The sequence below is a fragment of the Mycolicibacter sp. MU0102 genome, assembly GCF_963378105.1.
Classification (GTDB): Bacteria; Actinomycetota; Actinomycetes; order Mycobacteriales; family Mycobacteriaceae; genus Mycobacterium; species Mycobacterium holstebronense.
The window spans coordinates 1,838,074-1,852,320 of sequence record NZ_OY726398.1 but is presented as its reverse complement, the minus strand read 5'-3'; the positions used below and the strand labels follow the sequence as shown (position 1 = coordinate 1,852,320).

Genomic DNA, 14,247 nt, shown 5'->3' with positions numbered 1-14,247 from the left:
GCGTTAGAGCGCCAGGTAATTCTGCAGCTCGTAGGGGGTCACGTGGCTGCGGTAGTTCGCCCACTCCTGGCGCTTGTTACGCAGGAAGAAATCGAAGACCTGCTCCCCCAACGCTTCCGCGACCAGCTCGGAGTTCTCCATCTCGCTCAGCGCGCGCTCCAGGGTGCCGGGCAGTTCCTTGTAGCCCATCGCCCGGCGCTCCTCGGGAGTCAGCGCCCACACGTTGTCCTCGGCCTCCGGGCCGAGCTCGTACCCCTGCTCCACCCCACGCAGCCCGGCGGCCAACAGCACCGCGAACGCCAGGTAGGGGTTGCAAGCCGAGTCCGGGCTACGCACCTCGATGCGCCGCGACGACGTCTTGTGCGGGCTGTACATCGGAACCCGCACCAGCGCCGAACGGTTGGAGGCACCCCAGGACGCCGCCGTCGGTGCTTCCCCACCGTGGATCAGGCGCTTGTAGGAGTTCACCCACTGGTTGGTGACGGCGCTGATCTCGTTGGCGTGCTCGAGAATCCCGGCGATGAACGACTTGGCGGTGGCCGACAGCTGCAGCGGGTCGTCCGGGCTGTGGAAGGCGTTGACTTCGCCCTCGAACAGGCTCATGTGGGTGTGCATGGCCGAACCGGCGTGCTCGCGGAACGGCTTGGGCATGAACGACGCCCGGACGCCTTCCTTGAGCGCGATCTCTTTGATCAGGTAGCGGAACGTCATCACGTTGTCGGCCATCGACAGCGCGTCGGCGTAACGCAGGTCGATCTCCTGCTGGCCCGGAGCGTTCTCGTGGTGGCTGTACTCCACCGAGATGCCCATCGACTCAAGCGCGTCGATCGCGTGCCGGCGGAAGTTGGCGGCCGAGCCGTGGATCGACTGGTCGAAGTAGCCCGCGTCATCGGCCGGAACCGGGGTGCTCCCGTCGTAGGGGCCGGGCTCCAGCAGGAAGAACTCGATCTCGGGATGCACGTAGCAGGCGAAACCCAGTTCGCCGGCCTTGGCCAGCTGCCGACGCAACACATGGCGCGACGACGCCCAGGCCGGCGATCCGTCCGGCATGGTGATGTCGCAGAACATCCGCGCCGAGTACTGCCGGCCGGTGTCGGACACCCACGGCAGCAGCTGGAAGGTCGACGGATCCGGATGGGCGACCATGTCGGATTCGAAGACCCGCGCGAAGCCCTCGATCGCCGAGCCGTCGAAGCCCACGCCTTCGTCGAAGGCGCCCTCGAGCTCGGCTGGGGCGATCGCGACGGATTTCAGATAACCGAGTACATCGGTGAACCAGAGCCGGACGAAACGGATGTCGCGTTCCTCCAGCGTGCGGAGCACAAACTCCTTCTGACGGTCCATACCGCGAAGCGTATCAGCGCTCAGCACTTAGCATCGGTTGGCGGCAGCGTGCCGTCGACCAGGTATCGCGTGGCGAATCGGTCCACGCATTCGTTGCCCTGGAATACCACCGTGTGCTGGGTTCCGTTGAACGTCAGCAGGCCCCCGCCCAACTGCTTGGCCAAGTCCACGCCGGCCTGGTACGGAGTGGCCGGGTCGCGGGTCGTGGAGACCACCATTGTGGGCGGCAGATCCGGCACCGACAGAGCGTGCGGCTCGGTCGTCGGCGGTACCGGCCAGAGGGCACAAGTGCCCAGCGGCGCGTCGCCGGTGAACTTTCCGTAGCTCATGAACGGCGCCACCTCGCGCGAACGCCGGTCTTCCTCGATCACCTTGGCGCGGTCGGTGACCGGCGGCTGGTCGACGCAGTTGACCGCGACCCGGGCATCGGTGGCGTTTGTGTAGTGGCCGTTGGCGTCCCGACGCATGTACAGGTCGGCCAGGCTCAGCATGATGTCGCCGCGACCGCCGGCCAAATCGGACAGGCCGTCGTTGAGGTGCGTCCAGAACGTCGGCGAGTACAGCGCCATGATGGTGCCGACGATCGCGTCGCTGTAGCTCAGGCCCCGCGGATCCTTGGTCTTGGCAGGCTTGCCCACCAGCGGGTCGACCAGGCTGTGGTAGGTGTCGACGGCCTTGGCCGGATCGGTGCCCAGCGGGCAGTCGGCGTCTTTGGCGCAGTCCGCCGCGAAGTCGTCGAAGGCGCCCTGGAAGGCCTCCGCCTGCCGCAGATCCTCCTCGATGGGGTCGGCATCGGGGTCCACGGCCCCGTCGAGGATCATCGCGCGCACGTTCTGCGGGTAGGCCTCGGCGTAGGCCGAGCCGATCCGGGTGCCGTAGGAGTAGCCGAGGTAGGTCAGCTTGTCATCGCCGAGGCCTTCGCGGATCGCGTCGAGGTCGCGGGCCACGTTGACGGTGCCGACGTTGGCCAGAAATTCCTTGCCGGTCTTGTCCAGGCAGCGCTCGACGTATTCCTTGGTCTCGTTCTCGATGCGTTCCACGCCGGCGGGGCTGTAGTCGACCTGGTCCAGGGCCCGCAGCCGGTCGTTCTCCTCGTCGGAGTTGCACCACACCGCGGGCCGTGACGAGGCCACTCCGCGCGGGTCGAACCCGACCAGGTCGAACTGCTCGCGCACCTGTCGCGGCAGCGAGCTGACCAGACCGACCGCGGTTTCGATCCCGGACTCGCCCGGGCCGCCGGGGTTGATCACCAACGAGCCGATCTTGTCCTTGGTGGCCGGGAATCGGATCATGGCCAACCGGGCCACGGCGCCCTGCGGCTTGGAGTAGTCCACCGGAACGCCGATGAACCCGCACTGGGCGTCGGCGGGCACCTTGATGTTGGTGTCGGCGGTGAACCGGCACTTGTCCCATTGGACCGGCTGACCGACCCGCGGGACGGCCAGCACCGCGTGTCCCGGCGTCATCCGGGTGCAGCTGCCGACGGTGAAGGCCACCATCGCTATCGCGAGGCAGGTCAGGGCGGTGCGCGTCATCCTGTCGCGGCGCGTCGGCGAGCTCATGACACCACATGCTGCCATGCACGCCCGTGCAAGCCCGATCACCTGCTGCGCCGCGCGTGTGGCGGTGTGAGGAAATCCACTGCACCTGGAGGTTCAGCTGCGCGGCGGCAGGTGGCACACTGGGCATGTCAGACGACCCGGGGACCCGAATACGGGCTTCGAGGATCGACCCGAACAATCGAGGGACAACGATGTCTGAGCACGTTTATGGCGCTTCACCCAGCCCTGCCCGTATTGCTCCCCAAACCCGCGTGCACCATCTGCAGCAGATGAAGGCCGAGGGTCGCAAATGGGGGATGTTGACGGTCTACGACTACTCGTCGGCCCGCATCTTCGACGACGCCGGCATTCCGGTGCTGTTGGTCGGCGACTCGGCGGCCAATGTGGTCTACGGCTACGACACCACCGTTGCGATCACCGTCGATGAACTGCTTCCGCTGGTCCGCGCGGTGGTGCGTGGCGCCCCGCATGCGCTGGTGGTCGCCGATCTGCCGTTCGGCTCCTATGAAGGTGGGCCGGCGGCAGCCCTGGCCACCGCCACCCGGTTCATGAAGGAAGGTGGCGCGCACGCGGTCAAGCTGGAGGGCGGCGAGCGGGTGGCCGACCAGATCGCCACACTGACCGCGGCCGGCATCCCCGTGATGGCGCACATCGGGTTTACCCCGCAGAGCGTCAACGCCCTCGGTGGCTATCGGGTGCAGGGGCGCGGTGACGCCGCCGAGCAGACCGTTCACGACGCGATCGCGGTGGCCGAAGCAGGTGCCTTCGCGGTGGTGATGGAGATGGTGCCCGCCGAGCTGGCCACCCAGATCACCGGAAAGCTGACCATTCCCACCGTCGGGATCGGCGCCGGGCCCAACTGCGACGCCCAGGTTCTGGTGTGGCAGGACATGGCCGGGATGACCACCGGCAAGACAGCTCGATTCGTCAAGCGCTTCGGCGACGTGGGCGGCGAGTTGCGCCGTGCCGCAGAGCAGTACGCCACCGAGGTGGCAGCGGGCACTTTCCCGGCCGAGGAGCACTGCTTCTAGAACGCCATGTTCATGCGGCGGTTCCAGCGTCGCCTCTCCTCCGGCGAGCCTCGCTAAACCGCCATGTCCGGGCGGTCCGGATGTGACAGGCTGGATGGCGTGTCTGCAACCGACCCGAGCACCTCTCGGTTTCGCGAGGTGGAACGCAAGTTCGACGTTGACGCGTCGGCGATCTCGCCGTCCTTCGACGGCATTGCCGGGGTCGCCCACGTCGAGCGGGTGTCGGCACAGGATCTTGCGGCCGTCTACTTCGATACCCCCGGGCATGACCTGGCCGCCCGACGAGTCACGTTGCGCCGGCGCACCGGCGGTCCCGACGCCGGCTGGCATCTGAAACTTCCTGCCGGGCTGGACACTCGCACCGAGGTGCGTGCACCCTTGGGCCCGGAGGTTCCAGACGAACTGCTCGACGTGGTGCGGGCGATCGTGCGGGATCGGCCGTTGGCACCGGTGGCACGAATCCACACCGCTCGCGGCGTGGTGGTGCTGCGCGACGATCAGGGTGAGGTGCTGGCCGAGTTCTGCGACGACCAGGTCACCGCGTCGGCGGGCGATGACGCTGAACAGCACTGGCGGGAATGGGAACTGGAACTGGGCAGCGGGGACATTGAGCTGCTGGACCGGCTGAGCAACCGGCTGCTCGACACCGGCGCCGGGCCGGCCGGCTACGGCTCCAAACTGGCCCGGGTGCTGGGCGCGCCGGCGGTTCCCGCGCACCCGACCGATCGCCTGCATCGGGCGCTGGCCGAGCAGATCGACCAACTGCTGGTCTGGGATCGGGCGGTGCGCGCCGACGCCGACGACGCGGTTCATCAGATGCGGGTGACGATCCGGCGGATCCGCAGCCTGTTGCAGGGCGAGGAGACGGCCCACGCCCCGCTCCTCGACGAACTGCAGGAACTGGGAGCGGTGCTCGGTGTCGCTCGCGACGCCGAGGTGTTGGCCCAGCGCTATCAGCAGGCACTCGACGAGCTGACGCCAGAGCTGGTCCGCGGGCCGGTAGGCGAACGGCTGGTCGGCGGTTCGCTGCGCCGCTATGAGACGGGGCGGCGACGCAGCCTGGCCGCGATGCGCTCCCCGCGGTACTTCCGGCTGCTCGACGGTCTTGACGATCTGGTCAGCGCTCCGGCCGCCGAACGGTACGCCACGGTGGACATCGCCTACCGGCGGCTGCGCAAGGCAGTGAAGGCCGCCAAGAAAGCCGCCGACCGCGACGCCGCGCTGCACCGGATCCGCAAGGCCGCCAAGCGGCTGCGCTACGCCGCGTCGGCGGCGGACAAGACGAAGATCGCCAAGCGGGCGAAGGCGATTCAGACCCTGCTGGGCGATCACCAGGACAGCGTGGTCAGCCGGGCACATCTGCTTCGGCAGGCCGATGCCGCCACTGCCGCCGGGGAGGACACCTTCACCTACGGGCTGCTGTATGCGCGCGAGGCCGACCTTGCCGCGCGGTGCCGTGCGCAGTTGCGGCCCGCGCTGCGCAAGCTCGACCGGGCGGTTTAGGGAGAGCCGAAGCTGGAACCGCCCCATGATCCGGGCGGTTTAGCGAGGCTCGACGCAGGAGAGCCGAGACTCAGAACCGCCCCATGGGCCGGGACTGTTCACTAAGAGTCGATGACGGCGCCGTGCTGCGGGCGTTGGGCGGCGTGCTGCCATTGGCCAGAGAAGGCGCCTTGTCCCCTGCGGGTGTGCCCGCCAGTGCGTCCAGTACCCGATCGATGTGGCCGGACCCCGTGAACTGGTCCACGGCGAACGAGAGTCGTTCATCGGTGGGTACAGGCGGCAGCATAGCGGGCAGGCGGTAGGTAGCCCAGCGATGAATGCCGCCGATGGTGGTTGTACTCGTGCTTCCAGTCGCCGATTACGACACGGGCCTGGGCCAGCGACCAGAAGCTGTTGATGTTGAGGCATTCGTCGCGGATGCGGGAGTTGAACGACTCGACGTAGCCGTTGCGCCAAGGCTCGCCGGGCGGGATGAAGTGCAGCCCGACCTGTCCGTCGGCCCAATCAGCCATTGCGCCGCAGGCTAATTCAGGTCCATTGTCACAGCGCAGCACCGCGGGATAAGTTCCGCGTTCGGCGGCCGCACGGTCGAGCTCGCCGATCAGGTGATCGCCGGTGATGCTGCGCTCGACCATGTCGCCGAGGCATTCGCGGGTGTGTTCGTCGATGATCGACACGATCTTGATCGGCCGCCCGTCGGTGGTGACGTCGAACTGGAAGTCGACGGCCCACACCCGGTCGGGAGCATCCGCGACGACCGCTGGCGGGGCGGTAGAGGTGCCGTGGCGTTTGCGCTTGCGGCGCTGCGGGACCCGCAGGCCTTCCTCGCGCCACAGGCGTTGGATCTTCTTGTGATTGACGATCCAGCCTTCGCCGCGGGCATCGTGGTAGGCCGGCCGGAAACCACGACGGGGATGGGTCTTGGCGTAGGCGCGTAGCCAGTCCCGCAGGGCGGCGTCGGGATCCTCGGGTGTCGCCGACGTGGGTTCGTGGCGTTGGGTGGCGCGGTGTTGCCCGGTGACGCGGCAGGCGAACCGTTCGCTGACCCCCAGCACACGCTGGAGGTGACGAACGGCTGCCCGCCGGCGTTCCGGGCCTAGAAGTTTCCCTTGGCGATCTCCCGCAGCGCGTCCTTCTCCAACTCGGCATCGGCCAACAGGCGCTTGAGGGTGGCGTTCTCGCGTTCGAGGTCCTTGAGCTTCTTGGCGTCCTCGGCTTTTAACCCGCCGAACTGGTTGCGCCACCGGTGATAGGTGGCCTCGGAGACCCCGAGTTCACGGCAGACCTCCGCGGTGTCCTTGCCCTCGGCCAGCAGCCTGTCGGCGGCCATCAGCTTGCGCACAACCTGCTCGGGGCTGTGCCGTTTCCTCGTCGTCATGATCTTGTCGAGCCTTCCTGCCCACAACGTGGGCCGCAAGACTCTCATAAACCATGGATCAACCGATCGGGGTCAGGCCAGATGAACCGGTCGGCACTGCCGCGAAGGCTGTCGTTCGTGTGTTGGGTCGTGTCGACCACAATCGGATTCCCCGATGCGAAGCGCACCCGGGCGGCGCGCCGGTACGTTCGCTCTCCGAAAGCGTCCATCGATCCGCAGACGCTGACATCGACGCCAGTGACCTGATTCAGTGGCCGGATCAGCGCATCGAGACTCTGCTCCTCCGCAGCGTCCGCAAGGCAATCCAGCTGTCCGATCACGTGTCTGTCGATCCAGACAAGACGGCACTGCCGATCTGGCAGCATCTCGCGAGCGAACCCTTCAACCGGCCAGCGCCTCACCAGCTCGCCGATCTGCTCTACCACGATCCTCGGCGGACGCGACCAATCCGGGAATATGTCCCGGGCGATCTGCCGGAGCTGTTCTTCGCTTGCCATGGACGACAAGTTAACCCGTAATCCCCACCTCGCGCAGTCCTGGGTGGCAGTGTGAGGACCTGGTAACGGACTGGGAACTCCGATGCCGTCGAGACAGCTCCGAAGGGGTACCAGCGCTTCGGGGCGGACGAGTTGGCCTGTAAGCCTGGAACTGACTTTTGGAATTTCCACAAGTCACGGCGACCGGGTGCCGTTGGTGACACGTAGCGGCCAACGGGTTGCAAATGCAGGTGAGAGCCATTTAGTCGACTCAACTCCAGCTGCCACCAGTGGGCGCAGAGTACTGCTGTGCGTAGCGTCTGCGTAGCGGCAGCCCGACCGGTACCCATGCTAGAGCTGCCGGGAATCGAAGCTGCCAATAGCGCGTCTAACCTCGATGTTTCCGTCTGGGGTCAGCACGAGACGACTTGGGCGAACATGCCAGAGAATAATATTGTGCTGACCACTTCAGCGCCCAGAATGAAACCGAATTACTGATCGCGTCGTTTGAATCACGCCGAGTCACATTCCTTCAATTGCACCAATAACTCTTTGGATTGCCGAGCGGGCGTACGCCACCCCGCTCATCGACGCCTGGACACCAGGCAAGTGGATGTAGACCTCATACGCCGCATGACTACCAGGAGATCTCGTCGCATTTTGAAAGTTCTTTAGCTGAGTATCGACCTGCCGATTTAAAGCCATCCTAGCTTTCTCTGCTGTCACACCGCTCACGCGAAGTTCCTTCAATTGCAACTGAATCCGCAGGTCATAAAAAGTGACCTTCTTATCCCGTCGCTCTCGCTCGACACCCAATACCACGTCGGTCCGACCCGACAAGCTTTGAAAAATACTGCCAGAAGCCCCCGATTCTTCACCAGGCAATGCTCTCAGCGAAAACTGTATTTCGGATAGCAATGCATCGCGGCCGAGTGGATTGTCGTCGGCGTCAATGAGCTTAGTCTCTATCGACACGAGGGACTCAATTATCGATGTGAAGTCAGGTGGACGCTTATCTGGATCGAGTTGGCTACAATTCCTGTAGAGAGTTACAAACTGGCTTGCGGCCTCGCCTACGTACCATCCTTTGGTTTTCCCTTCCAACGTCGCCACGTTATCGCTGGTACGGAATGGTAGCGGCGAGGAACCCACAGTTAGAAAATATGCGAGCTGGGCGAAGCTATACGTGTCTACGGTCGGGCGTCTTGCTAACTCAGACTGTGGATACTCAAAATACTCCGGAGCGCAATATGCCAGCGGTGCCATTGCCTCGCTGGCCAACCTGGAAGCCGTCGAAAACCACGATAAGTCGAAGTCGGTTAAGTACGGAAGCCAAGTGGCGGAAGCGCTCAATACGACCAGCAAGTTTTCGGGCTTGATATCGCGGTGCACGACACCCGCCTGATGCGCATGTTTCACCGTCTCAGCTGCCAGTATGAGTATGCGAATGGCGACGCTTGGATCGTCAGTTGGAGTAGGAATTAACGCAAGGTTTGAGCCTTCAATGTATTCCATATAAAACCCAAATGGTACAGAAGACTGTCCCTGCACCTTCACGACACGCGGATGATCCATTTGCTCCATTGCACGATAGCCACGGTCAAACATAGCCCGCTTATTTCGGTTATTGAGCTCATCGCCTCTGAAAATCTTTAGCGCTTCTTTATGGCCGTCAGACAGGGATTCGACCAGCCAAACTGTTCCAAATGATCCAGAACCGAGGTTGGCGATGACTCGCCTTCCATCGAAGACTAGTCCTTCCTCAAGATTCTGAAGAAAGACAAGCTTCGAATTTGCGCGGTTTAGTTCCGCCTGGAACGGCGCACTGTTAACGAGTTCTGGGTGATTCGTCGTCTTGGTGTCAAACCACCTCAGAATCGGTCGAAGCTTTCTACACGCAGCTCCATAGCCCGAATCTTGCCATTCGTTCAAGTATGACGCGAGTTCGACTTCATAGCTTGATAATTTCACTCTAGCGTCAGAAATCAGGCCCTCAATATCCACACCGGTAAGCGGGCGGGATCGGACTGGCTCGAAGCCTTTACCTAGCGTCTCCTCTCCGGCCGAGTCGGTGCGGTAAACGACATTCTGCACTCCGTTGTTGAAAACCTTCTTCACATAACTCGCCAGACCGTCAACCGTTACCGCGCCCCGGTGGTCCGCAGCGCCGCCTAGCATCCCGTCGATCAGGAAAGCGGTAAGGCCTCCGTTATTTGTGCTAACTGCACTGAATGCCTCGCCCCCTGGCCGGCATGCAGCGAGCACTGCGTGCGTTTCTCGTTGCACGCGAAGTTGAGAGTCCATCACATTGGCTGTCACAGGGCGCGCATCAACCCAAGCAGTCGCCGCCCCAGCGTGGCAACAATCGAGCATTGCAAACGTGCTCGAATTGTTCGATTGCTGGGCTTGGAGCAGCATGGCGAGGTGATGAACATCTAGCCCTTCATCGATCCGCTCTGCCCCAGACGTATGCAAGTAGACCGCGCCCCAAGTAGTCATGAAGCCGTGCCCACTAAAGTAGAAGAGGAGCGTTGAAGGCCTTTCTTCGGCCTGCTCTGTGAATGCATTTAATATTGCAGTGCGCGTCGCGTCAGGCCCGATGAGCCTGATCACCTCAAAACCATACTGCGGTTCAGCTAGTACCGTGGCGATGTCTTCCGCGTCGCCTTCCGCGTACGCCAACGGGTCAGTCGGATGTTCGTTGAGGCCCACAACGATTGCCCGCTTAGCCATGTCTAGTCGTCGAGTCCTTTGATGATCCAACCGAGGGAGTCATCGTAGGCGTATTCAACAATCGAGTTTCCCCGTCCCTCGAAGGCATCGTAAATGAATATTTCTGCGTCCAACGCACTGCTGGGCAAGATAATCGTCGAACCACTGCGCCTGTCAATCAGAACAAACTTCCCGGAAGCGTCCTCCTGCGTTGTAAGAATCTCGTTACGGACGTTCAATAGCCTATCGCGTACCTTCGCCGATGCATTCCTACCTGCTGTGATGCCGGAGCCGACCATCCCTCCGATACCCGCGGCCACCAAATTGTCGCGAACCGCCGCCCAATCGGTCTCCAGGAAGAATGTCCATGCCGCTTGGAGCGTCCCTCGCGTCTCGCTCCACTCAATCGCCGAGACACTCCCTATCTCCTGGAGTTGGACAAGTATTCGACTTTGAACAACAGCCCCAATATCCGTCGTGAGACGCGCAGTCAACTGTGGTGACGACATGGAAGGACCGTACACAATGGTGAAACGTATCGCTGCCTTCCGAGGTCATAGGTCCTTCGACGTATCAAATCCAAAGCACTGAGACACGGAGGCCGCCAACGCACGTCCCCAAACAGCGCCCAGGCCGATCTGACGCAGAAGCTGCCTCAAAACGCCTGTCACATAACAGATGTCGTGAGACTTTCGAGAGACGCTGCGCATACAGCCGCGTCGGTTTCACGCCCCGGAATACGCACCCACGTGCGTGCGTAGCAGCTGCGTAGCGCAAAGCCTTAGCGCCCCGCATGCTGGCCGGTCACCGTTGCGGGGCGGACGAGTTGGCCTGTAAGCCGGATTCTGTCCCGCACCACTGACGCGGTGCGGCGGCGACCATCCATCTGGGCACACCGTTGCCGGGTACCTCAAGCGGCCTACCCGCAGATTCGGGCGAGCAGCCCTCAAACACCTGCGCAGCCGCACCGAGATGCGGCCTTCTTGGCCTTGCTTCGGGTGGGGTTTACCAAGCCGTCCCGGTCACCCGGAACGCTGGTGCGCTCTTACCGCACCGTTTCACCCTTACCACCTTGCGGTGGCGGTCTGTTTTCTGTGGCACTGTCCCGCGAGTCACCTCGGATTGCTGTTAGCAATCACCCTGCTCTGTGAAGTCCGGACTTTCCTCGACCCGCCAAAAGCGAGCCGCGGCCGCCCGGCCAACTCGTCCGCGCTGATCACCGTACTACGCGGCACCCCGAGCAGCCGCACCGTAGACGGCGACCACCACCGAGCGGTCCGGGCTGTTCTCCGACCACACCCCGATCGCGGTGTTGGCGCAGTCCGACATCACCGCGAAATCGGTCGGGTTGTAGTACCAGCGGTTGAGGATCTCGATGCCGCTGGTGGCCACCGCGGGGTTGATCGCGACGGTCTGGGCCACCGGCCCCGGAAACCCGGCGGCCTGCGCGCGAGTCTGCGGCGTGGAGCCGTCCGACCCGAGGTCGCCGTCCAGTTCACGATGTCCAAGAACATCTTTGGCGTGCCACTCCGCGGCGAGCACCAGCCGCGGGTCCGCCATCACCTTCTCAGCGCAGCCGGCCTGATGATGAATGGTGTAGACGTTGGTCACCACGCTGTCGTTGAGGCGCGCGTTGTCGGCGCCGGCCACCGGCACCGACGCGGCACCGGCCATAACGATCAGCAGCAGCACCGCGCGGTGGACACCGAATCTCATCTGCCCTACACCGGGTCGAATTGCGAGACCAGCCACCGGCCGCCGACCTTATCCAGGCTGACCCGCACGCTTGAGGCGGTGTCGGTGGCCGGCCCTTTCCCCGAGGTGGTCGCCTGATCGACGAACAGCAACACCACGGCATGGCGGCTGTTCGCACTCACCGACGCCGCCGCCGGCACCCTGACGACCGTCGAGATCTGTTGCTGTTTAGCGCCGGGGGCCACAACGCTGCCGACCAGGTGGGTGTACTCGTCACGAAAGGAGCCCGTCATGGCGTCGGCGGCTGCCGCCAACGCCGCGTCGACGTTGTCGGGCCGGTAGGTCAGCATCGCGATCGCGGCATCGGTCGCGGCCTGCACGGACTCGGCAGCCGCCTGCTGCCTCACCTGCGCCGAAACGTCCTGCCAGCGCAGGTAACCGGCCGCCGCCCCCAGGACCGCAACCAGTGCGGACAGCGCGGCGACAACCACCAGACGCCGCAGCGTCGGCCGGCGGTCCGGTGCCACCGCTGCTACCGGTGGATCAGCAGCATCGGCGACAGCGTCGTCGACCGTGGGTGCATCAGTTGTGGGCGCTATGGACATGGCCACCTCCGTTCACGGAATGAAGACGATGTTGGAGACCTTGGGACCGTCGTCGGTGCGTTGCAGGCTGATCCGCATGCGCCAGCGGCGCGGCTCCGGCACGACGTTTCCGGCCATCGTGGTGCGCACCGCGACCGCCAGCAACACCTCGGCCCGGTCGCCGTCCACCGATTCGAGCCCGGCCTCGGTGACGGTGCCTTCGGACTCCGAATGCGCCTGCTGGACAACGTCGACGAAGGGCCGGGACCGCTGGGTGAAGTCGTCGCGGAACTCCCCCGTCGTCGCGTCGATGATGCGCTGCACGTCGGAATCGGCCTGGGCGTAGCTGATCGTGGTCAGGTTGACCGCGGCTTGGCGCGCCACCTGAACGAACTGTTCGCGCTGTTCCTGGGCCTGCTGGTTCGCCTGGATGCGGTATCCCAACCAGCCCAGGGCACCGGTGAGCACGAGCCCCGCCAGGCCCACGACGGCGACGGCGATCACCCGGTGGGTCGTCCCGCCGCGTCTCGCCGGTGTACCGGTCTGCGTCACGGGTTGGGGGGTATCAGCATCGTCTGCCATGTCTGCTCCTTCTGCTGCGGGACCAGGTCTGCCTGGATGTGTCGTTGGCCATCGGGCCCGAGGTAGCTGCCGGTGGCCGGGTCATAGGGGACGAAGGCGACCGGCGGATCCTGCGGCACGGCCTGACCGGACGCCGTGGCGTTGGGGTCGCCCTTCCAGTTGTAGCCGTCGTTGAGTGGCACGTACCATTCGTCGCTCTCGCACATCTCGACCGTGGCCGCACGTTTCGCGGGATTGTTCTCACACGGAATGTTGCGGGCGCCACGCACATTGAGGTCGGAGTCCTGCGGCACCCGGCAGTACAGCTCGCCGGCGGGCCGGTCGGGGTAGTCGACGGAGGCCGGGACCCGCTGCTGGCGGGCCGGCAGAAATCCGGTGTTGCACGGCGGCGGGTAGTTCATGTTCAGGTTGAAGTCCAGGTAGATCCCGCGGTAAGGGGTGTTGAGGCCCGAATCGGCCAGGGTGATGGCCGACATCACCGCGGTGCCCTGCGGGAAGAGCACCAGCAGTTGCTCGATTCCCTGACGGAACGTCACGGCGATCTGCCCCAGGCTGACCATGTTGGCCAGCAACACCGGTAGGGCCGGGGCCACCCGACCCAGCAGCGCGTTGGCCTCATCGAGTGCCGGGGCGCCCAGGCTGAGTAGGCCGGCGAAGGCCCGGTCCTCCGCGGCGAGCTGGCCGGTGATCGATGCCAGTTGCTGCGCCCAGGTCACCACCGAATCCGCGGTCTGGACCTGCGAATTCAGCACCGGCGGGGTCTCGTCGATCAACTGTGCCAGCGGTTGCGCGGCCTGCCCGCCCTCGATGGCCAGCGAGGTCGATCCGGCGACGATCCGCGACAGCTCGGACCCTAGGCCGCCCACGGCCTTGTTCGCCTCGTCGACGACGGTACGTAGGTCGTCGTGCGGAATCGCCTGCAGTGCACGGTTGGTGGCATCCAGCAGGTGGGCGATATCGGCGGGAATCCGCACACTGTCCACCGGAATCACATCGCCGGCGCGCAGCGTGCGGTGGTCGCCGGACCCGGGGGCCGGGGTCAGTTCGAGGAACTGTTCACCGATCGCCGAGCGGCTGTGCACCGCGGCTGTCACCGGGGCGGGCACCTTGATCGACGAGTTCAGCTTGAGCACCGCACGCACCCCGTCGGCATCGACGCCGATGGAGCTGACCCGGCCGATCTCGGTACCGCGGTAGGTCACCACCGATGTCGGGTACAACCCGCCGGAGGCCGGCAGTTCGACGGTGACGGTGTAGCGGCCGATGCCGAACAACGCCGGCACCTTGACGAATCCGAATGCCATGACCCCACCGGCCACCAGCGTGACGGTGGCCAGGATCGCCAACTGGGTCCAGACGGTGCGCGAGAGCCGAAACACG

At 64.5% G+C, this 14,247-nt stretch carries 12 protein-coding genes, 1 other RNA gene and 1 pseudogene; 2 read left to right on the top strand and 12 right to left on the bottom strand.

Annotated elements, in window-relative coordinates:
- Positions 1 to 3: 3 nt before the first annotated feature.
- Together glnA and RCP37_RS08590 are read right to left on the bottom strand one after the other, a co-directional pair.
- Complete coding sequence (gene glnA, locus RCP37_RS08595; RefSeq protein WP_046285219.1) at positions 4 to 1,344, bottom strand: type I glutamate--ammonia ligase; 1,341 nt, start codon at positions 1,342 to 1,344, stop codon at positions 4 to 6.
- 20 nt (positions 1,345 to 1,364) lie between these two features.
- A complete protein-coding gene (locus RCP37_RS08590; RefSeq protein WP_373693127.1) occupies positions 1,365 to 2,906 on the bottom strand; it encodes an alpha/beta hydrolase in 1,542 nt (513 codons plus the stop codon).
- Between the two features lie 191 nt (positions 2,907 to 3,097).
- Between RCP37_RS08590 and panB the strand changes: the two genes are divergently transcribed.
- Positions 3,098 to 3,937 (top strand): 3-methyl-2-oxobutanoate hydroxymethyltransferase, encoded by an 840-nt coding sequence (gene panB / locus RCP37_RS08585; RefSeq protein ID WP_308486465.1) that lies wholly within the window; start codon positions 3,098 to 3,100, stop codon positions 3,935 to 3,937.
- 99 nt (positions 3,938 to 4,036) lie between these two features.
- Entirely contained in the window at positions 4,037 to 5,440 is a 1,404-nt protein-coding gene (locus RCP37_RS08580) for a CYTH and CHAD domain-containing protein (protein WP_373693126.1), read from the top strand.
- A 70-nt stretch (positions 5,441 to 5,510) separates the two neighbouring features.
- Here RCP37_RS08580 and RCP37_RS08575 read toward each other — a convergent pair whose 3' ends face one another.
- The 10 genes and pseudogenes from RCP37_RS08575 to RCP37_RS08530 form a co-directional block, all read right to left on the bottom strand.
- The gene (locus RCP37_RS08575; protein WP_308486463.1) at positions 5,511 to 5,684 is read right to left on the bottom strand and encodes a hypothetical protein; all 174 of its coding nucleotides are present in this window, start codon (positions 5,682 to 5,684) and stop codon (positions 5,511 to 5,513) included.
- A 16-nt stretch (positions 5,685 to 5,700) separates the two neighbouring features.
- Positions 5,701 to 6,818 (bottom strand): IS3 family transposase gene (locus RCP37_RS08570; RefSeq protein WP_308483786.1). Its coding sequence is split into 2 segments (ribosomal slippage): positions 5,701 to 6,551 and positions 6,551 to 6,818, totalling 1,119 coding nucleotides; the frame shifts between segments, so codons are not numbered across the junction.
- A 44-nt stretch (positions 6,819 to 6,862) separates the two neighbouring features.
- Entirely contained in the window at positions 6,863 to 7,315 is a 453-nt protein-coding gene (locus RCP37_RS08565; RefSeq protein WP_308486462.1) for a hypothetical protein, read from the bottom strand.
- Positions 7,316 to 7,816: 501 nt separating this feature from the next.
- Positions 7,817 to 10,027, bottom strand: coding sequence for a protein kinase domain-containing protein (locus RCP37_RS08560; RefSeq protein WP_308486461.1), 2,211 nt, complete (start codon positions 10,025 to 10,027; stop codon positions 7,817 to 7,819).
- 2 nt (positions 10,028 to 10,029) lie between these two features.
- Positions 10,030 to 10,515 carry a hypothetical protein gene (locus tag RCP37_RS08555; protein ID WP_308486460.1) on the bottom strand — a complete coding sequence of 162 codons (486 nt, stop codon included), beginning with the start codon at positions 10,513 to 10,515 and terminating at the stop codon, positions 10,030 to 10,032.
- A gap of 309 nt (positions 10,516 to 10,824) precedes the next feature.
- Positions 10,825 to 11,212: RNase P RNA component class A (gene rnpB, locus RCP37_RS08550), an RNA gene on the bottom strand.
- A gap of 21 nt (positions 11,213 to 11,233) precedes the next feature.
- Positions 11,234 to 11,722 (bottom strand): annotated as a pseudogene (locus RCP37_RS08545) (CAP domain-containing protein); the annotation flags it as partial.
- 5 nt (positions 11,723 to 11,727) lie between these two features.
- Positions 11,728 to 12,306, bottom strand: coding sequence for an Rv1363c family protein (locus RCP37_RS08540; protein WP_308486459.1), 579 nt, complete (start codon positions 12,304 to 12,306; stop codon positions 11,728 to 11,730).
- 12 nt (positions 12,307 to 12,318) lie between these two features.
- A complete protein-coding gene (locus RCP37_RS08535) occupies positions 12,319 to 12,867 on the bottom strand; it encodes an Rv1363c family protein (protein WP_308486458.1) in 549 nt (182 codons plus the stop codon).
- A complete protein-coding gene (locus tag RCP37_RS08530) occupies positions 12,834 to 14,246 on the bottom strand; it encodes an MCE family protein (RefSeq protein ID WP_308486457.1) in 1,413 nt (470 codons plus the stop codon). Before RCP37_RS08530 ends, RCP37_RS08535 begins: the two co-directional genes overlap by 34 nt.
- Between the last annotated feature and the right edge of the window lies 1 nt (position 14,247).

Excerpts from the sequence above, each read along its gene's own strand:
- panB (WP_308486465.1), top strand. The coding sequence starts at position 3,098 with ATGTCTGAGCACGTTTATGGCGCTTCACCCAGCCCTGCCCGTATTGCT.
- RCP37_RS08535 (WP_308486458.1), bottom strand. The coding sequence starts at position 12,867 with ATGGCAGACGATGCTGATACCCCCCAACCCGTGACGCAGACCGGTACA.
- RCP37_RS08555 (WP_308486460.1), bottom strand. The coding sequence starts at position 10,515 with ATGTCGTCACCACAGTTGACTGCGCGTCTCACGACGGATATTGGGGCT.
- RCP37_RS08540 (WP_308486459.1), bottom strand. The coding sequence starts at position 12,306 with ATGTCCATAGCGCCCACAACTGATGCACCCACGGTCGACGACGCTGTC.
- RCP37_RS08560 (WP_308486461.1), bottom strand. The coding sequence starts at position 10,027 with ATGGCTAAGCGGGCAATCGTTGTGGGCCTCAACGAACATCCGACTGAC.
- RCP37_RS08590 (WP_373693127.1), bottom strand. The coding sequence starts at position 2,906 with ATGAGCTCGCCGACGCGCCGCGACAGGATGACGCGCACCGCCCTGACC.
- glnA (WP_046285219.1), bottom strand. The coding sequence starts at position 1,344 with ATGGACCGTCAGAAGGAGTTTGTGCTCCGCACGCTGGAGGAACGCGAC.
- RCP37_RS08565 (WP_308486462.1), bottom strand. The coding sequence starts at position 7,315 with ATGGCAAGCGAAGAACAGCTCCGGCAGATCGCCCGGGACATATTCCCG.